Raw genomic sequence first — 21,434 nt, 5'->3', positions numbered from 1 at the left:
TCCGGCATTCCAGCCGGTGGCTGTTCCCCCAGGTCAAGCGACTGCGGGCGTTCCAGCGTCCCGTTTCCCCCGCCAGGTCTGGCAGCCGGGACGGAACACACCGCAGGCTCCTCTCATCCAAGCACGCCGCTCCCGCCGGACGGTCGAGCGGCGGCCCTCAACTCCTGTTCGAACGAAGGATTCAGCCATGCGCGTGTTCCGCCGTACCCGCCTGCTCGCCGCCACCGGCATCGCCGTCACCGCCCTCGCGCTCACCGCCTGCGAGGACGGAACGGGAGCGCGGGTGGAGAGCAAGCCGTCAGCGACCACCACCCCGTCCGCGACCGCCCCGAGCGCCGCCACGCCGAGCGCGAAGCCGACGAACGCCCGGCCGTCGGGCGCCCCGGAAGGAACCCGGCAGGCTCCCGAGCCGACGCGCAACGCCCCGGAATCGGCGGACCCGGGACGGTCGGCCGGCTCAGGCTCCGGATCCGGCTCCGGCTCCGACGACGGACCGGTGCGCACCATCTGCAACGGCTCCAACACCAAGGTCACCGCACAGCCCGTGCCCCGCCCGCTGAACCACATGCTGCTCACCGTCACCAACACCGGCTCGGGACCGTGCAACCTCATGTACTACCCGGTGCTCCGCTTCGACGAGATGCAGTGGGTGCCGCAGGCCCGGCCGGAGACCAAGCCGCAGGCGGTGCCCACGCTCGCACCGGGCGAGTCCGGCTACGCGGGCGTCCTGCTCGCCTCGGCGGACGGCAGCGGCGACGGCGGCACGACCGCCCGCAAGCTGACCGTCTCCTTCCAGGGCGGCACGCCCAACAGCAACGGCGGGGCCTCGGCGACCCCGCCGCTCCCGTCCGAGGGCGTCTACTACGACAGCTCCCTGTCGGTGACGTACTGGCAGTCCTCCATGGAGGACGCGCTGAACTAGTCCGGGAACCGACCGTCCAGGACCGGTCCCGGCTGGTCCGGCTAGTCCCGGCCCAGCTTCTGGGCGGCCTCGGTCGCCCAGTAGGTGAGGATGGAGCGCGCACCGGCACGCTTGATGCCGGTCAGCGTCTCCAGAATGGCGCGATCCCGGTCGATCCACCCCTTCTCGGCGGCGGCCTCGATCATCGAGTACTCGCCGGAGATCTGGTAGGCGGCGACCGGCACGTCCACCGCGTCGGCGACCCGGGCGAGGATGTCGAGGTAGGGGCCGGCGGGCTTGACCATCACCATGTCCGCGCCCTCCTCCAGGTCCAGGGCCAGCTCGCGCAGCGACTCGCGCACATTGGCCGGGTCCTGCTGGTAGGTCTTGCGGTCGCCCTGGAGCGAGGAGGCGACGGCCTCCCGGAACGGCCCGTAGAAGGCGGAGGCGTACTTCGCGGTGTAGGCGAGGATGGCGACGTCCTCGCGCCCGATCTGGTCGAGGGCGTCGCGGATGACGCCGATCTGCCCGTCCATCATCCCGCTGGGCCCGACGACATGGGCGCCGGCGTCGGCCTGGACCTGCGCCATCTCGGCGTACCGCTCCAGCGTGGCGTCGTTGTCGACGCGGCCGTGCTCGTCGAGCACCCCGCAGTGCCCGTGGTCGGTCGTCTCGTCCAGGCACAGGTCGGACATGACGAGCAGGTCGTCCCCGACCTCGGCGCGCACGTCCCGGATGGCGACCTGCAGAATCCCGTCGGGGTCGGTCCCGGGCGTGCCCTGGGCGTCCTTCTTGGACTCCTCCGGCACGCCGAACAGCATGATCCCGGAGATCCCGGCCTCCACCGCCTCGGCGGCGGCCTTCTTGAGGCTGTCCCGCGTGTGCTGCACGACCCCCGGCATCGCCGCGATCGGCACCGGCTCGCTCACGCCCTCGCGCACGAACGCGGGCAGGATGAAGTCCGCCGGGTGCAGCCGGGTCTCGGCGACCATCCGCCGCATGACGGGGCTCGTACGCAGCCGACGCGGACGCGTCCCGGGGAAGGATCCGTACTTCGTCATACGCCTACGCTACGCCCGCCCCGACACCCCCTTTACCGACGCCCAGTCGGCGCCCCGCATGCAGCCGACGCCCCCCGGAGGCGGGCGGCCGTGGCCGTTCGCGACCGCCCGCGTCACGCCGCCCGGAGCGGCTCGCCCGCCCCCGGGGACCGGTCCGGGTGGTCACGGCAGTCCCGGCAGCGGCCGGGGCACGGGGCACGGAAGGCACGCTCGCAGCCGTCGCACGTCTGGAACGGGTGGGGGCGGCGGGCGGTTCCGGCGTCGGCGGACGCGGCCGGAGGGCGAACGGGCAGGGGTGGTGGCAGCAGTTCGCGCAGGCGGTGGGCGAGCACACCGGCCGGGTGGCGCATGTCCTCGGGGAGGCCGTCGGTCAGGACGCGGTGGACGACGGCGGTCGTGGCGCCCCCGGCGAACCAGGCGGCGACGGCGGGAGCGAGCCGGTCCACCTGCCGCCGGGAGAGGGTGAGGCGGTCGTCGGTGCGGCGCAGATCCGTGAGCAGGGCGACGGCCCTGTCGTGGTGCCGGTCACCGGGGGTGCGCTCGGGCTCCCCCGTCTGCGGCGGGACGGGTGGTGCGGCAGGCGCGGGCGGTTCCGGTTCCCCGCCGGTCACGGCTCCGTCGGCGGCGCGGGCGGCGCCCTCGGCGGCGGGGACGTGGTGGGCGTAGGTCCGCGTGTACAGGCGGCCGGCTTCCGTGCGCTCGCGCACCCGCTCCAGGTAGCCATGCGCCTCCAGCTCCCGCAGGGCGAAGGCGATCCGGTCCCGCCCCTCGGGGAAGCGCTCGGCGAGGCTGCGGATGTCGACGGGGGCGCCCTCCGGCAGCGACAGGATGTGGGTGGCCAGTCCGATCGCGGTCAGCGACAGCTCGCGGTGCTGGGCGAGGTGGTTGCCGACGATCGTGTACCGGTCGGGTTGGGACGCCCGTACGTGGGTGACACCGGAGCGGGTGGCGCTGCGCCGAACACCCTGATGCGAGCGCGCGGCAGCGCTAGGCTTCTTCTCAGCCATGGGGAAGGTGCTCTCTTCCTCGTTGGTCAGGCCCTCGCACTGGGATTGCCGTCCCGGCGGGGGCCGATGCATGTGTGGGGTTGTGATGGTGCCTGGGCCGAGACTGCACGTCCGCGCCACCGCCGCGCCAGCCGCACCGACCGGTTTCACCCACCCGTGTGACACACGCGAGGTTTGGTTGGTTGGGAGGGTTTTTTCCCGGGGTTCTTTGGTCTTTTACCGCCCGCAGCCCCGGCCCGCACCCCACCGGTCCACGTGTTTCCGGGCTCCGGCGCGGCGGACCCGCGAGGGGTGATCCGACGATTCCCGTCACTCACGGTGTCCGCTCGTGCGTAGCCTGTGAAAAAGCGGAACGTATGAGGGCCGGCGGGAGGGCGAGGGCCGTGAGCGACTGGGACGCGGGACCGGACGACGACGAGGCAGGGGCCGTGCTGCGCACGGCCTCCCAGGAGTTGAAGCTGTGGCGGGAGGCGGCCTGCCTCACCCAGGCCGAGTTCGGCGCGGCCATCGGGTACGGAGAGGACCTGGTCTCCTCCGTGGAGCGGGGGCGGCGCATCCCCCGGCCGGAATACCTGGACGCGGCGGACGAGGTGCTGGGCGCGGGCGGGAAAGTCGCGGCACTCAAGCGGGACGTGGCGGAGGTCCGGTATCCGAAGAAGGTACGGGACCTGAAGAAACTGGAGGCGGAGGCCGTCGAGCTGTGCGCCTACAACAACTCCGTCGCAGACCATGGAGTACGCACGAGCCGTGTTCAGCGCTCGTCGGCCTCCCTTCACGCCCGACGAGCTCGAACAGCGGCTGTCAGCCCGCGTGGCACGTCAGGAGATCGTCAGCGATACGGCGGTCCGGCCCGTCTTCAGCTTCGTCCAGTGCGAGTCGACGCTTCGACGGCCCATCGGAGGCAGGACGGTCATGCGGGGACAGCTCGAACGACTCCTGAAGATCGCGAAGTTCCCCAACGTCGACCTTCAGGTACTTCCGCTCGGCCACGAGGAGAACTCGGGTCTCGCCGGGCCGTTCAGGCTGCTCAGGCTCAAGGACGGCACCACGGTCGGGCACGTCGAAGTGCAGCACATCAGCCGTGTGATCGCCGATCCGAAGGAAGTGCAACTCCTCGACATGCGTTATGGGACCATCCGGGCGCAGGCTCTCAGCCCACGAGAGTCGATGGCCTTCATCGAGAAAGTGCTTGGAGAGACATGCCCCTCAAGCCCTACGGCGGAGCCGGCCCGGACCACGTGTGGATAAAGAGCAGCTACAGCACGGACGAGGGCCCCGACTGCGTCGAGGTGGCCACCGCCCCCGACCACGTCCTCGTCCGCGACTCCAAGAACCCCGCCGGCCCCCGCCTCACCCTCACCCCCACCACGTGGGCGACCTTCCTGCCGTACGCCTCCGCCCACTGACGGAGTCGCCCGCACCGAGTCCCGGTGCGGGCCGTATGAGAACGCAGGGTCCGAGACCGGAATGAAGCGGGGTGGACACGCACGCGCGATCCACCCCGCTCCACGGCTCAGGTCGTCGTACGCCGCCTGCGCGCCCCCGGACGCCGCTCGCTCGGCCGCGTCACCGGTTCGCCGGCCTCCAGCGCGGCCAGCCGCCGCTTCATGCCGAAGTCGGCCAGCGCCTCCGCCAGCTTGTGCACGGACGGCTCGGGCGCCATGACGTCGACCCGCAGGCCGTGCTCCTCGGCCGTCTTGGCCGTGGCGGGGCCGATACAGGCGATCACGGTGACGTTGTGCGGCTTGCCGGCGATGCCGACCAGGTTCCGCACGGTCGAGGACGAGGTGAACAGCACGGCGTCGAAGCCGCCGCCCTTGATCGCCTCGCGGGTCTCGGCCGGCGGCGGCGAGGCGCGCACGGTCCGGTAGGCGGTGACGTCGTCGACCTCCCAGCCCAGCTCGATGAGCCCGGCGACCAGGGTCTCGGTCGCGATGTCGGCGCGCGGCAGGAACACCCGGTCGATCGGGTCGAAGACGGGGTCGTACGGCGGCCAGTCCTCCAGGAGCCCGGCCGCGGACTGCTCGCCGCTGGGTACCAGGTCGGGCTTCACGCCGAAGGCGATGAGCGCCTTGGCGGTCTGCTCGCCCACCGCGGCGACCTTGATCCCGGCGAAGGCGCGGGCGTCGAGGCCGTACTCCTCGAACTTCTCCCGGACGGCCTTGACCGCGTTGACCGAGGTGAAGGCGATCCACTCGTAGCGGCCGGTGACCAGGCCCTTGACCGCGCGCTCCATCTGCTGGGGGGTGCGCGGCGGCTCGACGGCGATGGTCGGCACCTCGTGCGGCACGGCCCCGTAGGACCGCAGCTGGTCGGAGAGCGACGCCGCCTGCTCCTTCGTGCGCGGCACGAGCACCTTCCAGCCGAACAGCGGCTTGGACTCGAACCACGACAGCTTCTCGCGCCGGGCGGCGGCGGAACGCTCACCGACCACGGCTATCACCGGCTGCCCGCCCTCGGGCGAGGGCAGCACCTTCGCCTGCTTCAGGGTCTGGGCGACGGTGCCGAGGGTGGCCGTCCAGGTCCGCTGCCGGGTGGTCGTCCCGGCGACGGTGACGGTCATCGGGGTGTCCGGCTTGCGGCCGGCGGCGACCAGTTCCCCCGCGGCCGCCGCCACGGAGTCGAGCGTCGTCGACACGACGACCGTCCCGTCCGACGCCCCCACCTCCGTCCAGCACCGGTCGGACGCCGTGCGCGCGTCGACGAACCGCACGTCGGCGCCCTGGGCGTCGCGCAGCGGCACACCGGCGTACGCGGGGACGCCGACGGCGGCGGCGACACCGGGCACGACCTCGAAGGGCACCCCGGCGGCGGCGCAGGCGAGCATCTCCTCGGCGGCGTACGCGTCGAGTCCGGGATCGCCGGAGACGGCACGCACCACCCGCCTGCCGCCCCGCGCGGCCTCCATGACAAGATGTGCGGCATCCCGTTCCACGGGCGCCACCACGGTTGTTGACGTGCCGTCAACCACCGTCAGCTGGGGCGTGCCTGCGCCCGGAAGCCGGTCCGAGGAAGGATCCGGGTCCGGGTTCACCACGGCGACGCCCGGCTTGGCGTGGACGCGCACGACGTCGAGCACCTGGTGCTCGGCGACGAGGACGTCCGCGTTCGCCAGCGCCTCGACGGCGCGCAGTGTGAGCAGTCCCGGATCTCCGGGTCCGGCACCCAGGAAGGTGACGTGACCGTGTTCCGGACCGGCGGGAAGGGTGGTGGGGCTCACTGTGCTCGCTCCCCCATCAGACCGGCCGCGCCCTGGGCGAGCATCTCGGCGGCGAGTTCGCGGCCGAGCGCCACTGCCTGGTCGTGCGTCTGGGGCACGGGACCGGTGGTGGACAGCTGCACCAGCGTGGCACCGTCGGTCGTGCCGACGACGCCGCGCAGGCGCATTTCCTTGACAATCTGCCCGCCGCCGGCGGCCTGGGGGTCCCCCCGCTCGAGCGGAGCCGAGAGTGGGGGAAGGTCGGCCAGCGCGCCCACGGGGGCGCTGCAGCCGGCCTCCAGGGCGGCGAGCAGTGACCGCTCGGCGGTCACGGCGGCCCGGGTGAACGGGTCGTCGAGCTCGCCGAGTGCGGCGATCAGGTCCGCGTTGTCCGCGGTGCACTCGATCGCCAGGGCCCCCTGGCCGGGGGCGGGCAAAACCGTGTCGACCGACAGGAAGTCGGTCACTTCCTCGCTGCGGCCGATCCGGTTCAGTCCGGCGGCGGCCAGCACGACGGCATCCAGCTCGCCGTCGCGGACGTATCCGATCCGGGTGTCGACGTTGCCGCGGATGGGCACGCACGCGAGGTCGAGTCCGTGGGTGCGGGCGTACGCGTGCAGCTGCGCCATGCGGCGCGGCGAACCGGTGCCGACGCGCGCGCCGCGCGGCAGGTCGGTGAGCTTCAGCGCGTCCTTGGCGACGATCACGTCACGCGGGTCCTCGCGCACCGGCACGGCGGCCAGGACCAGCTCCGCGGGCTGCGCGGTCGGCAGGTCCTTCAGCGAGTGCACCGCGAAGTCGACCTCGCCGCGCAGCAGCGCGTCGCGCAGCGCGGTCACGAACACACCCGTGCCGCCGATCTGCGCCAGCGCCTCCCGGGAGACATCGCCGTAGGTGGTGATCTCCACCAGTTCGACGGGCCGCCCGGTGACCTGGCGGACGGCCTCCGCCACCTGCCCGGACTGAGCCATGGCGAGCTTGCTCCGCCTGGTCCCGAGCCTCAGCGCCTTCTCACTCATCGTGGCCCTCGGTTCTTCTCGGTGCTGTCCTCGGCGCGGGAGACGGAGGCCACCGTCTCGGGGTCGAGGTCGAACAGGGTGCGCAGCGCGTCCGCGTACCCGGCGCCGCCGGGCTCGGCCGCGAGCTGCTTGACCCGCACGGTCGGGGCGTGCAGCAGTTTGTCGACGACCCGGTGGACGGTCTGCCGGATCTCGCCGCGCTGCTTGTCGTCCAGGCCGGGCAGCCGGCCGTCGAGCCGGGCGATCTCCGCGGCGACGACGTCGGCGGCCATCGCGCGCAGCGCGACGACGGTCGGCGTGATGTGGGCGGCCCGCAGCGCCGCGCCGAAGGCCGCCACCTCGTCGGAAACGATACGCCTGACCTGGTCGACGTCGGCCGCCATCGGCGCGTCGGCGGACGCCTCGGCCAGCGACTCGATGTCGACGAGGCGCACTCCGGCGAGCCGGTGCACGGCGGCGTCGATGTCGCGGGGCATGGCGAGGTCGAGCAGGAAGAGCACGGGCTCGGGGCGCTCGGCGGCCACCGGTTCGGGCTTGCGCCGCTCCGGGATCCGGCCGACGGCGGAGGCGGTCGCGGCGAGCGCGCCGATCAGCTCGGCGTCCGCTTCGGGCCCGCGCCGGGCGGTCTCCCGGCGGGCGGTGGTGCCGCCGACGACCCAGGCGGCGTGCTGCTCCAGCGTCGCCGCGTCCATCCCGGCCACGGCGGCCTCGCCCATCACGGAGAACCCGGGCGCCGCGGACAGGTCCAGCGGGCAGCCGTCCTCGGTGGCGACGCTGGTGGGCGGCAGCGGCGTGGGCCGTACGCCGGTCCGGTCGTCCGCCGCCTTCCCGTCCGCCCGGTCCGGCGTACGGAGGCGGCCCGCGGCCTCGGTGACCGGCGCGCCGGCGCGGTCGCGCACCGCGGCGGCGACCGTCTCGGCGGCGAGCACCAGGCCGGTCGCGCCGGTGCAGGAGACGGCGATGTCGGCACGTGTCAGCTCGGCCGGCACCGCGTCCATCGGTACCGCGCGGGCCGGCACGTCCGTGTCCTCGGCCTCGGTGAGTATCCGGGCCAGCCGCTCGGCGCGCTCCTGGGTGCGGTTGGCGACGACGACCTCGGCGACCCCGGCGCGCGCGAGCGTCGCGGCGGCCAGCGAGGACATCGAACCGGCGCCGATCACCAGCGCCCTCTTGCCGCGCACCCAGTCCTCGACCGGCGTGCCGACGGCGAGCTGCTGCAGGCCGAAGGTGACCAGGGACTGCCCGGCGCGGTCGATGCCGGTCTCGGAGTGCGCGCGCTTGCCGACCCGCAGGGCCTGCTGGAACAGGTCGTTGATCAGCCGCCCGGCGGTGTGCAGTTCCTGGGCGCGGGCCAGGGAGTCCTTGATCTGGCCGAGGATCTGGCCCTCGCCGACGACCATGGAGTCCAGTCCGCAGGCCACCGAGAACAGGTGGTGGACGGCCCGGTCCTCGTAGTGCACATAGAGATAGGGAGTGAGCTCGTCCAGCCCGACCCCGCTGTGCTGGGCGAGCAGGGTGGACAGCTCGGCGACACCGGCGTGGAACTTGTCCACGTCGGCGTACAGCTCGATGCGGTTGCAGGTGGCCAGCACGGCGGCCTCGCCGGCCGGTTCGGCGGCGACGGTGTCCTGCGCCAGCTTGATCTGCGCGTCCGCGCTCAGCGCCGCCCGCTCCAGCACGCTGACCGGGGCGCTGCGGTGGCTCAGTCCGACGACGAGGAGGCTCATGCCGGCATCACGGCGGGCATGTCCCCGTCGGGTCCCTGGTCGGCGGAGTCGCCGCGCTGGGCGGCGGCCGGTACGGCGGACTCGCCCGCGGCCTCCTCGCCGGCCTTGCGCTGCTCGTGGAAGGCGAGGATCTGGAGTTCGATCGACAGGTCGACCTTGCGCACGTCGACGCCGTCCGGGACGGACAGCACGGTCGGCGCGAAGTTCAGGATGGAGGTGACCCCGGCGGCCACGAGCCGGTCGCAGACCTGCTGGGCGGCACCGGCGGGGGTGGCGATGACACCGATCGACACACCGTTGTCCTGGATGATCTTCTCCAGGTCGTCGGTGTGCTGCACCGGGATCCCGGCGACGGGCTTGCCCGCCATGTTCGGGTCGGCGTCGATCAGCGCGGCGACCCGGAAGCCGCGGGAGGCGAAACCGCCGTAGTTGGCGAGGGCGGCGCCGAGGTTGCCGATACCGACGATCACGACCGGCCAGTCCTGGGTGAGCCCCAGTTCGCGGGAGATCTGGTACACGAGATACTCGACGTCGTAGCCCACGCCACGCGTCCCGTAGGAGCCCAGGTACGAGAAGTCCTTGCGCAGCTTCGCGGAGTTGACCCCCGCCGCGGCCGCCAGCTCCTCGGAGGAGACCGTCGGCACCGAGCGCTCGGAGAGCGCGGTCAGGGCGCGGAGGTACAGCGGAAGCCGGGCGACGGTGGCCTCGGGAATCCCTCGGCTACGGGTCGCCGGTCGGTGAGTTCGGCCAGTTGCCACGGTGCTCCTGCGGGTAGAGCGGGGCTGTAGGCGGTCATACGTCCCCAGACCGCCCCGTCGACAGCAGGCTATGTCTTTGTGAACGCGTGCACAAAGATAGTGTCCGATTTGCCCGGCCAACGTGACGGGGGTCACGACCGATTTCCTTCCTCACGATCCACGCCCCCGAGACCACGACAGCCATGGATCCTAAGCCGTGAGGGCCTTGCGAAGCCGCTCCTCATCGACTCGCCAGAAGGTGTGCTGCTCCCCGTCGACCAGTACGACCGGAATCTGCTCCCAGTAGCGATCGTGCAGGTCAGCGTCCTGAGTGATGTCCTTCTGCTCCCAGGGCACGCCCAGTTCCGCGCACACCTTCTCGATGACGATCTGTGCGTCATCACACAGGTGGCAGCCGGGCTTGCGGATGAGGGTGACGAGACGGTCTCGCGGAGGGGCCGCGCCCCGCCGCCGGAAGATGGGACTCATACCGGCCATTCTCCCGCGCCTCGGGCCCGTGCTTCAGCCCTCCCTCGGCGGGCCGGCCGCCCGGTGTTCACCGCCTCCGCCCTCACGGCGAACGGAACCTCCGAACAAACTGGCTATGCTCACGCCATGGCCGCTCTCGGATGGCTCACGGGCCGTAGGCGCTCCGCCACGGCGCGCAGCGTGTTGGCAGGCGAGGCCTCGGCTGAGGCCGCGCGCAAGTCCGCCGGGGCCACCGGGGTCTCCGGCGCGGAACCCCCCTTCCCGGTGCCCGGCGACGAGCAGGCCGCCGCCTTCTTCGACCTGGACAACACGGTCATGCAGGGCGCCGCCCTGTTCCACTTCGGGCGGGGCCTGTACAAGCGCAAGTTCTTCGAGACCCGCGACCTGGCCCGGTTCGCCTGGCAGCAGGCCTGGTTCCGGCTCGCGGGCGTCGAGGACCCCGAGCACATGCAGGACGCCCGCGACTCGGCGCTGTCCATCGTCAAGGGTCACCGCGTCGCCGAACTCAGCTCCATCGGCGAGGAGATCTACGACGAGTACATGGCCGAGCGGATCTGGCCGGGCACCCGCGCGCTCGCCCAGGCCCACCTGGACGCGGGCCAGCGGGTCTGGCTGGTGACGGCCGCCCCCGTGGAGATCGCGCAGGTCATCGCCCGCCGCCTCGGCCTGACCGGCGCGCTCGGCACGGTCGCCGAGTCCGTCGACGGCGTCTACACCGGCAAGCTCGTCGGCGAGCCCCTGCACGGCCCCGCCAAGGCCGAGGCGGTCCGCGCCCTGGCCGCCGCGGAGGGACTGGACCTGTCCCGCTGCGCCGCCTACTCCGACTCGCACAACGACATCCCCATGCTGTCGCTGGTCGGCCACCCGTATGCGATCAACCCCGACAGCAAGCTGCGCAAACACGCCCGCCGGATGGACTGGCGCCTGCGTGACTACCGCACCGGCCGCAAGGCCGCGAAGGTCGGCATCCCCGCCGCGGCGGGTGTGGGCGCGGTCGCCGGCGGCACGGCCGCGGCGATCGCCCTGCACCGCCGCCGCCGCTAGCGGTCCGGGCGCGTCCCGCCGGGCCGACACGCCCTGGCGTGCGGCCAATCCACCAGTCGTACCCACCCGGACGCCCGGCCAGTCCCTCCTTACCGCACCCGGCCACAACCCGTCTCGGACCCACCCGGAACCCGAACCTTTCCGATCAACAAGTTGTCACTATGCGCGACTTGATGCGGCGTCAATCGGTTACAGAAGCGACGTATTCGATGATTTGAGCAACTGGGTGTAGCAGCGCCTGTACGAAGCGTTATTCTCCTCAGACGCAAACCGGTACCCCTCCGTCGCTACGACGGGTGAAAGGTCCCGCACTGCACGTGATGGAAGCTCTGCCTCTGGGAGTCTCGTGTACCCACACGTCGGGGTTGACGCCTCGGGCCTGGCTACGCTGCGCGCAACGGTCCACCGACTGTTGCGCGACTTCGTCCCCACCGCGTACGCCGTCCCCGCCTTCGCCTCCGCCGCGCCCGCGGGCCCGTGCTACGCACTGGCCGACGGCGGCGCCGCGGTCGGCAGACGAGGACGTGCCACCGGCGCCCCCGCCGCGCGCCGGCCGGCCGCCGACAGCGACAGCGCCCGGATGATGGACCTCGTGGAGCGCGCCCAGGCCGGCGAGGCCGAAGCCTTCGGCCGCCTCTACGACCAGTACAGCGACACGGTGTACCGGTACATCTACTACCGCGTGGGAGGCAAGGCCACCGCCGAGGACCTGACCAGCGAGACCTTTCTGCGGGCCCTGCGCCGCATCGGCACGTTCACCTGGCAGGGCCGCGACTTCGGCGCCTGGCTGGTCACGATCGCCCGCAACCTGGTCGCCGACCACTTCAAGTCGAGCCGTTTCCGCCTCGAAGTGACCACCGGCGAGATGCTCGACGCCAACGAGGTCGAGCGCTCCCCCGAGGAGTCCGTCCTCGAGTCCCTCTCCAACGCCGCCCTGCTCGACGCCGTACGGCGGCTCAACCCCCAGCAGCAGGAGTGCGTGACGCTCCGCTTCCTCCAGGGCCTCTCGGTCGCCGAGACCGCCCGTGTCATGGGCAAGAACGAGGGCGCCATCAAGACCCTCCAGTACCGCGCCGTCCGCACCCTCGCCCGGCTCCTCCCGGACGACGCCCGCTGAGCGCGCCACCCGCGGCCCGCCCCGCCCGGCTTCCGGCCCGCGCGCACTCTCCGCTGCCTTCAACTCACCGTCCGTGAAAGCGCGTTGACTTCGCGGTCCGCTCGTCCGCCGTCCGTAACCGAAGTACCGCGCCGCTCGTTGTGCGGGATGCAGGCTCCCTGTGGTCACTCCCCGGCTGTATCCGATCGCTCGTTCGTGTGGGTGCGGCCGGGGTGTGCAACCCTCAGGACCCCCTGGGGAGTCGACCGTCATGACGAGAGGAGGTGCCGCCAGTGATCGCGAACGTATCGGCGCACCGGCGGGCGAACGCCTTCGCCCAGGCTCTGGAGGAGCAGTCCGACCGGGACACGGCGGACGAGCAGCCCGAGGCATCGGCACCGGATGCCTCGGAGCCGACCGGACAGAGCCACCTGTTGGCCCTCGCGACCAGTCTCGGCGAGCTGCCCAAACCGGAGCTGGACCCCGAGGTGAAGGTCGTCCAGCGGGCCCAGTTGGTGGCCGCGATGGAGGCCATGCTGCAGGAGGGCGGCGAGGCGGACCCATCGGTGCCCGAACAGCGCCGCACCCGGGGCGCACACCGGGCGACGCCACTGGGAAAGTTCCGGCCGCGCACCCGGCTGGCCAAGGGCCTCACCGCCGGCGGCCTCAGTGTCGGGGTCGCCGCCGGGGCCTTCGGCGGAGTCGCCGCTGCGAGCTCGGACGCCCTGCCCGGTGACTCGCTCTACGGCCTCAAACGGGGCATCGAGGACTTCAAACTGGGCCTGGCCGACGAGGACGACGAGCGCGGCCGGATGTATCTCGACCAGGCCTCCACCCGCCTGAGCGAGGCCCGCCGGCTGCTGGAGCGCGGCCGCGGCGGCCACCTCGACCACGAGTCCCTCGGGGAGATCCGCCGCGCCCTGTCCGGGATGCGCCACGACGCCTCCGAGGGCCACCGGCTGCTCAGCGCGGCCTTCCAGCGCGACCCCGACTCGCTGGCCCCCATCCAGGCGCTGTCCGCGTTCTCCCGCTCGCACCGCGAGGCCTGGGGCGCCCTGCGCGAACGGCTGCCGCTCCAGCTGGGCGATGTCAGCGAGCAGGTGTCGTCGGTCTTCGACGCCATAGACCAAGAGGTCGCCCCGCTGCAGTCCCTGCTCCCCCAGCCCCCCGCCCGGGGCGGCCCCACGGGCGGCGGGCAGCAGGGACCGGACACCGACGAGTCCACCGGTTCCTCCGGCACCGGTCACTCCTCGGTGCCCAGCACCGGCGGCGGCAGCGCCGACACCGGCCAGTCCGGCAGCGCCGGACGGCCCAGCCAGTCGGCTGACTCCGGCAACGACGGCGACGGCCTGCTCGGCGGCAACACCGGCGGCCTCCTCGACCCGCCAAAGACCACCGGCACGGCCTCCCCGTCCGAGACCAAGGCGCCGGCCCCCGAGCCCGACGTCACGGTCCCGCCCCTCCTCCCCGGCCTGCTGCCCGGCCTGGACATCGAGGCGGAGGACGCGGAGTAACAGCGGCCCGAAGAGCCGAACGACGACGGGGGCGCCCTGTGGTGCAAGGGGCGCCCCCGTCGTCGTACCGCCACGGCCGGTGCACGGCTCATACGGCCGGTGCACGGCTCAGAAGAAGACCGACCGCCGCTGCACCAGCAGCTTGTACAGCGTGTGCTGGATCTGCTCGCGCACCTGGTCCGTCAGGTTGAACATCAGCATCGGATCCTCCGCCGCCTCCGGCGGATAGCCGTCCGTCGGGATCGGCTCGCCGAACTGGATCGTCCACTTCGTCGGCAGCGGGATCGCGCCCAGCGGGCCCAGCCACGGGAAGGTCGGCGTGATCGGGAAGTACGGGAAGCCCAGCAGCCGCGCCAGCGTCTTCGCGTTGCCGATCATCGGGTAGATCTCCTCGGCCCCGACGATCGAGCAGGGGATGATCGGGACGCCCTGCCGCAGCGCCGTGGAGACGAAACCGCCCCGGCCGAACCGCTGGAGCTTGTAGCGCTCGCCGAACGGCTTCCCGATGCCCTTGAAGCCCTCCGGCATCACCCCGACCAGCTCGCCCTGCGACAGCAGCCGCTCGGCGTCCTCCGCGCACGCCAGGGTGTGCCCCAGCTTGCGGGCCAGCTCGTTGACCACCGGCAGCACGAACACCAGGTCCGCGGCGAGCAGCCGCAGATGACGGCCGGCCGGGTGGTGGTCGTGCACCGCGACCTGCATCATCAGGCCGTCCAGCGGCAGCGTCCCGGAGTGGTTGGCGACGATCAGCGCCCCGCCCTCCGCCGGGATGTTCTCGACGCCCTTCACCTCGACCCGGAAGTACTTGTCGTACACCGGCCGCAGCAGCGACATCAGGACCTGGTCGGTCAGCTCCTCGTCGTAGCCGAAGTCGTCGACCTCGTAGTCCCCGGTGAGGCGGCGGCGCAGGAACGCCAGCCCGCCCGCGATCCGCCGGTCCAGAGACCCGGCGTCCCCCGGCCGCGGCGGCTCCTGCGCGCCGCTCACGGGGGCGTCCTGCGGCGCCGCGGCGCGCGTGGGCAGTGGCTGGACGTCGCCCACCTGACCGGCCTCGCGACCCGCCTCACGGCCGGCCTCGCGCGCCCGCGCCTGCTCCCCGCCCCCACCGCGCCGGCCGGCCGTGCTCCGCCGTCGCGACGGCCGCTGTGCGGCGCCTCCGCGGGACCGGTCGTCGTCGAAGGGAATGACCTTGGCATCCGCCATCGTTGCTGCGCTCCTCAGTTGGCGCTCTGCGTCGGGGACTGGCTCGGGGAGTGGCCGGCCGCATGGCGCGGCGAGCCGGGCGCGCCCGGCTCGGCGGACAGCGCGGCGGCCAGCCGGTCGACGGCGCCCGCCAGCGCCTCCGGCGGCAGCAGCCCGGGGCCGTGGCCGCGGGCGAACTCCGCGAAGGTCTCGGCGGTGGTGTATTTCGGCTCGAAGCCCAGCGTCTCGCGCATCTGGGTGGTGTCCACCACCCGGCCATGGGTGAGCAGCCGGATCTGCTCCGGCGAGAAGTCCGTCATGCCCAGGGTCCGCACCAGCGACCCGGCCCAGGTCACCGCGGGCAGCAGCAACGGCACCGTGGGCCGTCCGAGCCGCCGCGAGCACTGGGACAGCAGCACCACACCGTCCCCGGCGATGTTGAAGGTGCCGCTGTTCAGGGTGCCCCGGGCCGGCTCGTGCGAGGCCAGCCGCAGCACCTCGATCACGTCGTCCTCGTGCACGAACTGCAGCCGCGGGTCGTAGCCGAACACGGTCGGCAGCACCGGCAGCGCGAAGTAGGAGGCGAGCGGCGAGTCGGCGCACGGGCCGAGGATGTTCGCGAACCGCAGCACGCACACGGCGACGTCCGGCCGCCGCCGGGCGAACCCGCGGACGTACCCCTCGACCTCGACCGCGTCCTTGGCGAAGCCACCGCTGGGCAGCGACTTCGGCGGCGTCGTCTCGCTGAAAACGGCCGGATCGCGCGGCGCCGACCCGTACACGTTCGTACTGGACTTCACCACCAGCCGCTGCACCGTCGGCGACTTCTGGCAGGCGCCGAGCAGCTGCATGGTGCCGATGACGTTGGTCTCCTTGACCGTGGCCCGGCTGCCGCCGCCCAGCGCGGTGCCCGTGACGTCCATGTGCACGACCGTGTCGGCGCCGGACTCCGCGACCACCCGGGCGATGCCGGGCTGCCGGATGTCCGCCTGGACGAAGTCGGCCCCGCCCAGGTGGTGCTCGGGCGGCACCGCGTCCACGGCGACGACCCGGTCCACCTCCGGATCACGCTGGATCCGCCGTACGAACCGGCCGGCCAGCCGGCGGGCCACTCCGGTGACGAGCACGACCTTGCCCAAGATCAGCGCCTTCCTTCGTACAACGTCGTACAGCCGTACGTCCTCTGCGTCCCCGCCCGTACCCTGCCGCGTTCCCCTCTCGCGGCCAACTTAGCGGGTCGGCACCGCCCTGTGACGACCGCCTGACGCGTGACATGACGGAAAACGCGCGGGATACGGGTGCGGCCCGCCGGGGATACGGGTGCGGCCCGCTGGGGAAACGCGGTGGCCCACCGGGAAACGCGGGTGGCCCCCCACCGAACCCGGTGGGGGGCCACAGAAACGCGTTGCGCGCGTTGCGGCTTGCCGCGTCGCCTTACTTCTTGTTGCGACGCTGAACGCGCGTGCGCTTGAGCAGCTTGCGGTGCTTCTTCTTGGCCATCCGCTTGCGCCGCTTCTTGATAACAGAGCCCACGACTACCCTCGCTCACTTCTCATCACTCGGTGTTTGGGCGCCATGGGCCCACACGACCTACGAGGGGCTAGCCTACCCAACCGAGCGCTGAGGTCGTAATCGGGGTGACCGGGGAGATCGAAAATGCCCTGTGGTGATCCCCCCGGACCGTCGTCTCAGGCGGATTCCACCCCCACGTAGCTGTCGCGAAGGTACTCGTGAACCGCGTTCTCCGGGACCCGGAAGGACCTCCCGACCCGGATCGCGGGCAGATGACCGCTGTGCACCAGCCGGTACACGGTCATCTTCGACACTCGCATCACCGCGGCCACTTCCGCCACGGTAAGGAACTGAACCTCGCTCAGAGGCCTCTCGCCAGCTGCCATGACACACCTGAACCTTCCGCACTCGACGGCCACCGGCTTCCCCTTCCGGTGACTCTTCGTCGCTGCGTGCTCACTCCCCAGACTAGGGGCGGGTGATGCAAGTGGGGAAGAGGTGCACCCATCGGCGGCCTACTGTGACAGACACGCTCGATTGAGTACGTAGCGGGTAAGCGGGCGGTAGTAAGCAGACCGCACAGCGTCATCAACCGGAACGACGACGGCCACGCACCCCTCGGCCTGCCCCACGAAGAGCGCGGGGTCGTCGGTGTCAGCCAGCCCAATGGCCTCAAACCCCAGCTGACCTGCTCCGCAGACCCAGCCGTGGTCCCCGATCACCAGCTCCGGAAGGGGTCCGCCGGCCTCCGCCGCGGCGGCCAGAGCGGTACGAATCGGGAGCGGGGAATGCGTGTGTGCGCCGGTCGCACGACCGTGGCCCGGGGCGGCGGGTTCCCGCACGAGCGCGACTCCTCGTACGTAGTCGAGGTTGTGTGTGCGTAGACCGAACCGGGTCAATATGTCGACACAGCGACCCTTCGCCGGTGTGAGGACAACACATCCCGCCGCCGAGAGGGCGTCCGCCAAGTCGGCGTAGAAGCCGAGCAGCCGGTGCGGGTGCCCGGTCCCGAGGAGCACCGGCGCCCGCCGCCGCGCCGCGGCCCCGAGCCGCTCCGCGAAGGCGTCCAGGGCGGCGAGCGTCAGCTCCGGATCAATCAGATCCGGACCCGAAACGCACCTCATGTCACCAGAAACGCCACACCTTTCAGCCATCAATCCCACCAAATCCGGCACGCGCCATGCTCCCACCGGATCGATGCCGATCAGCACGCGGGGATCCCGAGCAGCGAACAGCCGGTAACTCCGCAGACTCCGTTCCCGCCCCGTGGCCACCCGCCCGGCCAGCCCGGCCGCCACCAGATGCTCCCGCAGAACCCCGGCACTCACCATGCACCGATGCTGCCGGACGGCATCCGCTTCCGCCCCGGAAACGGGGGACCACCGCGCGGTTGGCGTAACTGGACGGAAGGCCCGGCGCACCGCCGGCACCGCGGCCCTCACTCGTCCCGCCGGCACGGCTGGCACCGCCGACCCCGCTAGCACCGCCCGTACCGCCGGCCCCGCCCCCGTATCGCCGGCCGCCGGTCCAAGACCCCCGCGACGACGCCGACAGCCCTCGCAGCTACGCCAGCAGCCCCCGCAACGGAAACACCGCCCGCCGCACCGCCAGCACCGCCTGATCCAGCCGGTCCGCCGGGTCGTACCCGTCCTCCCACTCCCGGAAGGACACCGGCCACCGGCCGTCCGTCATCCGCATCGGCCCCAGCTCCCGAGTCCGCGCGAACACCTCCTGGCGCCACGCCTCCGGGATCACCGTCTCCGGCGCGATCTCCCGCCCCGCCGCGATGCCCACCAGATGCGTCCACGACCGCGGCACCACGTCCACCACGGCGTACCCGCCCCCGCCCAGCGCGAGCCACCGCCCGTCGGCGTACTCATGCGCCAGCCGGTGACACGCCACCTGCACCGCCCGCTGCGCGTCCAGCGACACCGCGAGATGCGCCAGCGGGTCCTCGAAGTGGGTGTCCGCCCCGTGCTGCGTCACCAGCACCTGCGGCCGGAAGTCCGCGATCAGCTCCGGCACCACCGCGTGGAACGCCCGCAGCCACCCCGCGTCCCCCGTCCCCGCCGGCAACGCCAGGTTCACCGCGGACCCCTCGCCCGCGCCGCCGCCGGTCTCCTCCGGCCACCCGGTCTGCGGGAACAGCGTGCGCGGATGCTCGTGCAACGAGATCGTCAGAACCCGCGGATCCTCCCAGAAGGCCGCCTGCACCCCGTCCCCGTGATGCACGTCGACGTCCACGTAAGCGACCCGCTCGGCCCCCAGCTCCAGCAGCCGCGCGATCGCCAGCGACGCGTCGTTGTAGACGCAGAACCCCGCCGCCCCGCCCGGCATCGCGTGGTGCAGCCCGCCCGCGAAGTTCACCGCGTGCAGCGCGTCGCCCCGCCACACCGCCTCCGCGGCCCCCACCGACATCCCGGCGATCAGCGACGACACCTCGTGCATCCCGGCGAACGCCGGATCGTCCAGCGTCCCGATCCCGTACGCCCCGTCCGCCCTCCGGGGATCCGCCGAAGCCGCCTTCACCGCCTCGATGTAGTCCTCGCGATGGACGAGCCGCAACGTCGACTCCCCGGCCGGCTTCGCCGCCACGACCTTCAGCTCACGGTCGAGCCCGAACGCCGAGACCAGTCGCCGGGTCAGGGCCAGCCGGACCGGATCCATCGGATGCCCCGGCCCGAAGTCATACCCCGTTACTGCCTCGTCCCACATCAGCTGTGCGCGGCCGCTCATGCCCGCCACCGTATCGGTCCGATTGAGCGGCGAACGACCTGGCATACACCAGCGTCACCAGGACCAGCACCATCGGCACAAGCATCGCCCCGCGATAACTCCACGTGTCGCCCAGCGCCCCCACCAGCGGCGAACCGATCAGAAACCCCACGTAGTTGAATACGTTCAGCCGCGCGACCGCCGCATCGGACGCCCCCGGGAACAGCCGCCCCGCCGCCGCGAACGTCTGCGGCACGAGCACGCACAACCCCAGCCCCAGCAGCGTGAACCCGAGCATCCCCACCCACGCCCCGGGCGCCCCGGCCACCACCGCGAACCCGGCCGCCGCCACCAGCGCCCCGCCCCGCACCACCGCCACGGCCCCGAACCGCCGCACCCCGGCGTCCCCGACGGCCCGCCCCAGCAGCGTGGTCACCATGTAGACGTTGTACGGGACCGTCGCCGCCTGCTCGGAACTCCCCAGCACGTCCTGGAGGTACTTCGCACTCCAGTTGGCCACGGTCGAGTCCCCGATGTACGCGAAGGTCATCACCAGACACAACGGCAGCAGCGCCTTGAACACGACACCGCCGCCACCCGCGTCCCCCTCCCCCTCACCGGCCGCCGCCCGCCCCCCGTCGACGTACCACCGGCTCCCCACCAGACACAGCGGCAACAACACCCCCACGACCGGCAGATACGACACGACCAGCGCCTGCCCCCAGTGCGCCCCCACCCACGCCAGCGAGGCCCCGAGAATCCCGCCCAGGCTGTACGCCGCGTGAAACCCGAGCATGATGCTGCGCCCGTACGACCGCTGGAGGCTCACCCCGAGCATGTTCATCGACGCGTCCAGCGCCCCCACGGCCAGCCCGAACACCCCCAGCGCCACGGCCAGTACCGCCATCCGCTCCCCCGCGCCCACGCCGAGGAGCGCCAGGAGCACGACGGGCTGGGACCACCGCAGCACCGCGCTGGCCGGTACGCGCCGCACCAGCCACTCGGTCGCCACGCTCCCGGCCCCGGCGAGCACCGGAACGGCCGCAAGGAACGCCGGCAGCAGCGCGTCCGACACCCCGTACCGGTCCTGGATCGCCGGAATCCGCGTCACGAGCAACGCGAAGGCGACGCCCTGAGCGAAGAATCCGAACGCCAGCGAAGCCCTGCCGCGCCGCAGCTGATCCGTCATGGCGGCGAGCGTAGGGCCCCGGCGTACCGCTGGGTACATCAAGCCAAAGATGAATTTCTTTCAGCTGTTCGGCGCCGGCTCAGCCGAGCAGTCCGATCAGCTGCCCCATCTCGGAGAACAGCCCGGTCGCCTCCGCGAGCTTCGCGGCCGGCGTCATGGCGGTGAACCCGTACACGTCCATCCCCGCGGCCACCGCCGCCCGCACCCCCAGCGGGCTGTCCTCGACGACCACACACCGCTCCGGCGCGACCCCCATCCGCTCCGCCGCGTGCAGGAACAGATCCGGCGCCGGCTTGCCCCGCCCGACGTCCTGCGAACTGAAGATCCGCCCGTCGTCGAACCACCGCTCCAGCCCGGCCACCCGATGCCCCACCCGGATCCGCTCATGGCTCCCCGAGGACGCCACGCAGTACGGCACCCCGTCCGCGGCCAGCTTCTCCAGCACCTCGGCGGCCCCGTCGACCGCCTTCAGCTCCCGCTCGAACGCGGCGAACACCCGAGCGTGGAAGACGTCGTCGAACTCCGCCGGCAGTTGCCGCCCGGTGCGCTCCTCTATCAGCTCGTGGACCCGGTGCATCGCGGACCCCATGAAGTCCCGAATGGAGTCCTCGTACGTCGTCGGGTGCCCCAGCTCGGTGAGATAGGCCGCCAGATGCCGATTGGAAATCGGCTCACTGTCGACGAGCACACCGTCGTTGTCGAAGATGACCAAGTCATAGCGCATGCGATAGACCTTAAACGCAGAAAACCCCCGCATCATATGATGCGGGGGTTTTCCCAATAATTGTTCGGCGGCGTCCTACTCTCCCACAGGGTCCCCCCTGCAGTACCATCGGCGCTGTGAGGCTTAGCTTCCGGGTTCGGAATGTAACCGGGCGTTTCCCTCACGCTATGACCACCGAAACACTATGAAACTGTCCAGCCGCACCATGTGTGGCACATGGGGCTGTTCGTGGTTTCAGAACCAACACAGTGGACGCGAGCAACTGAGGACAAGCCCTCGGCCTATTAGTACCGGTCAACTCCACACGTTACCGTGCTT

General features: G+C 71.9%; 20 protein-coding genes, 1 rRNA gene and 1 pseudogene. 6 read left to right on the top strand and 16 right to left on the bottom strand.

What is annotated here, in order from left to right:
* Nucleotides 1-187: 187 nt before the first annotated feature.
* Nucleotides 188-922 (top strand): DUF4232 domain-containing protein, encoded by a 735-nt coding sequence (locus AB0K92_RS00110; RefSeq protein ID WP_365917895.1) that lies wholly within the window; start codon nt 188-190, stop codon nt 920-922.
* A 41-nt stretch (nt 923-963) separates the two neighbouring features.
* Here AB0K92_RS00110 and hemB read toward each other — a convergent pair whose 3' ends face one another.
* Together hemB and AB0K92_RS00100 are read right to left on the bottom strand one after the other, a co-directional pair.
* The gene (gene hemB / locus AB0K92_RS00105) at nt 964-1,962 is read right to left on the bottom strand and encodes a porphobilinogen synthase (protein ID WP_365917893.1); all 999 of its coding nucleotides are present in this window, start codon (nt 1,960-1,962) and stop codon (nt 964-966) included.
* Nucleotides 1,963-2,075: 113 nt separating this feature from the next.
* The gene (locus AB0K92_RS00100) at nt 2,076-2,969 is read right to left on the bottom strand and encodes a helix-turn-helix domain-containing protein (protein WP_365917891.1); all 894 of its coding nucleotides are present in this window, start codon (nt 2,967-2,969) and stop codon (nt 2,076-2,078) included.
* Between the two features lie 383 nt (nt 2,970-3,352).
* Between AB0K92_RS00100 and AB0K92_RS00095 the strand changes: the two are divergent.
* Both AB0K92_RS00095 and AB0K92_RS00090 read left to right on the top strand, forming a co-directional pair.
* Nucleotides 3,353-4,217: pseudogene (locus AB0K92_RS00095) on the top strand (helix-turn-helix transcriptional regulator).
* Nucleotides 4,208-4,375, top strand: a complete 168-nt coding sequence (locus AB0K92_RS00090) for a DUF397 domain-containing protein (protein WP_365917889.1) — start codon at nt 4,208-4,210, stop codon at nt 4,373-4,375. Before AB0K92_RS00095 ends, AB0K92_RS00090 begins: the two are co-directional and overlap by 10 nt.
* Before the next feature lie 107 nt (nt 4,376-4,482).
* Here the strand turns inward: AB0K92_RS00090 and AB0K92_RS00085 are convergent, their stop codons facing one another.
* From AB0K92_RS00085 to AB0K92_RS00065, 5 genes are all read right to left on the bottom strand, one after another.
* A complete protein-coding gene (locus tag AB0K92_RS00085) occupies nt 4,483-6,189 on the bottom strand; it encodes a uroporphyrinogen-III synthase (protein ID WP_365917887.1) in 1,707 nt (568 codons plus the stop codon).
* Complete coding sequence (hemC, locus tag AB0K92_RS00080) at nt 6,186-7,187, bottom strand: hydroxymethylbilane synthase (RefSeq protein WP_365917885.1); 1,002 nt, start codon at nt 7,185-7,187, stop codon at nt 6,186-6,188. The genes AB0K92_RS00085 and hemC overlap by 4 nt, the downstream gene beginning before the upstream one ends.
* Entirely contained in the window at nt 7,184-8,914 is a 1,731-nt protein-coding gene (locus tag AB0K92_RS00075) for a glutamyl-tRNA reductase (RefSeq protein ID WP_365917883.1), read from the bottom strand. Before AB0K92_RS00075 ends, hemC begins: the two co-directional genes overlap by 4 nt.
* Nucleotides 8,911-9,672, bottom strand: a complete 762-nt coding sequence (locus AB0K92_RS00070; RefSeq protein ID WP_365917881.1) for a redox-sensing transcriptional repressor Rex — start codon at nt 9,670-9,672, stop codon at nt 8,911-8,913. The genes AB0K92_RS00075 and AB0K92_RS00070 overlap by 4 nt, the downstream gene beginning before the upstream one ends.
* A gap of 189 nt (nt 9,673-9,861) precedes the next feature.
* Nucleotides 9,862-10,149: a glutaredoxin family protein gene (locus AB0K92_RS00065; protein WP_365917879.1), complete on the bottom strand. Its 288-nt coding sequence runs from the start codon at nt 10,147-10,149 to the stop codon at nt 9,862-9,864.
* 117 nt (nt 10,150-10,266) lie between these two features.
* Between AB0K92_RS00065 and AB0K92_RS00060 the strand changes: the two genes are divergently transcribed.
* The 3 genes from AB0K92_RS00060 (at nt 10,267) to AB0K92_RS00050 (ending at nt 13,794) form a co-directional block, all read left to right on the top strand.
* Nucleotides 10,267-11,184 carry an HAD-IB family hydrolase gene (locus AB0K92_RS00060; RefSeq protein WP_166001191.1) on the top strand — a complete coding sequence of 306 codons (918 nt, stop codon included), beginning with the start codon at nt 10,267-10,269 and terminating at the stop codon, nt 11,182-11,184.
* A 346-nt stretch (nt 11,185-11,530) separates the two neighbouring features.
* Complete coding sequence (locus AB0K92_RS00055; protein ID WP_365917876.1) at nt 11,531-12,301, top strand: ECF subfamily RNA polymerase sigma factor, BldN family; 771 nt, start codon at nt 11,531-11,533, stop codon at nt 12,299-12,301.
* 272 nt (nt 12,302-12,573) lie between these two features.
* A complete protein-coding gene (locus AB0K92_RS00050; protein ID WP_365917874.1) occupies nt 12,574-13,794 on the top strand; it encodes a DUF5667 domain-containing protein in 1,221 nt (406 codons plus the stop codon).
* Nucleotides 13,795-13,902: 108 nt separating this feature from the next.
* On the opposite strand, the gene AB0K92_RS00045 is transcribed toward AB0K92_RS00050, so the two are convergent.
* The 9 genes from AB0K92_RS00045 to rrf all read right to left on the bottom strand — a co-directional run bounded on the left by AB0K92_RS00045 (nt 13,903) and on the right by rrf (nt 21,295).
* A complete protein-coding gene (locus tag AB0K92_RS00045) occupies nt 13,903-14,997 on the bottom strand; it encodes a lysophospholipid acyltransferase family protein (protein WP_365917872.1) in 1,095 nt (364 codons plus the stop codon).
* A gap of 14 nt (nt 14,998-15,011) precedes the next feature.
* On the bottom strand, nt 15,012-16,115 hold the full coding sequence (locus tag AB0K92_RS00040) for an NAD-dependent epimerase/dehydratase family protein (protein WP_365917870.1): 1,104 nt from the start codon (nt 16,113-16,115) through the stop codon (nt 15,012-15,014).
* Nucleotides 16,116-16,410: 295 nt separating this feature from the next.
* Complete coding sequence (locus AB0K92_RS00035) at nt 16,411-16,509, bottom strand: AURKAIP1/COX24 domain-containing protein (RefSeq protein WP_003948845.1); 99 nt, start codon at nt 16,507-16,509, stop codon at nt 16,411-16,413.
* A 155-nt stretch (nt 16,510-16,664) separates the two neighbouring features.
* Complete coding sequence (locus tag AB0K92_RS00030; protein ID WP_166001181.1) at nt 16,665-16,874, bottom strand: helix-turn-helix domain-containing protein; 210 nt, start codon at nt 16,872-16,874, stop codon at nt 16,665-16,667.
* 129 nt (nt 16,875-17,003) lie between these two features.
* A complete protein-coding gene (locus AB0K92_RS00025; protein ID WP_365917868.1) occupies nt 17,004-17,819 on the bottom strand; it encodes a phosphatase in 816 nt (271 codons plus the stop codon).
* Between the two features lie 232 nt (nt 17,820-18,051).
* The gene (locus AB0K92_RS00020; protein ID WP_365917866.1) at nt 18,052-19,224 is read right to left on the bottom strand and encodes an acetoin utilization protein AcuC; all 1,173 of its coding nucleotides are present in this window, start codon (nt 19,222-19,224) and stop codon (nt 18,052-18,054) included.
* A complete protein-coding gene (locus tag AB0K92_RS00015) occupies nt 19,175-20,392 on the bottom strand; it encodes an MFS transporter (RefSeq protein ID WP_365917864.1) in 1,218 nt (405 codons plus the stop codon). The genes AB0K92_RS00020 and AB0K92_RS00015 overlap by 50 nt, the downstream gene beginning before the upstream one ends.
* 79 nt (nt 20,393-20,471) lie before the next feature.
* Complete coding sequence (locus AB0K92_RS00010) at nt 20,472-21,116, bottom strand: HAD family hydrolase (protein WP_365917862.1); 645 nt, start codon at nt 21,114-21,116, stop codon at nt 20,472-20,474.
* Nucleotides 21,117-21,178: 62 nt separating this feature from the next.
* Nucleotides 21,179-21,295 (bottom strand): 5S ribosomal RNA (gene rrf, locus AB0K92_RS00005).
* Nucleotides 21,296-21,434: the final 139 nt, after the last annotated feature.

Origin of the sequence: Streptomyces sp. NPDC052687 (assembly GCF_040678395.1) — a bacterium.
Taxonomy (GTDB): Bacteria; Actinomycetota; Actinomycetes; order Streptomycetales; family Streptomycetaceae; genus Streptomyces.
Note: the sequence above shows the minus strand (reverse complement) of the source record. Positions and strands in the feature narration are given on the sequence as shown.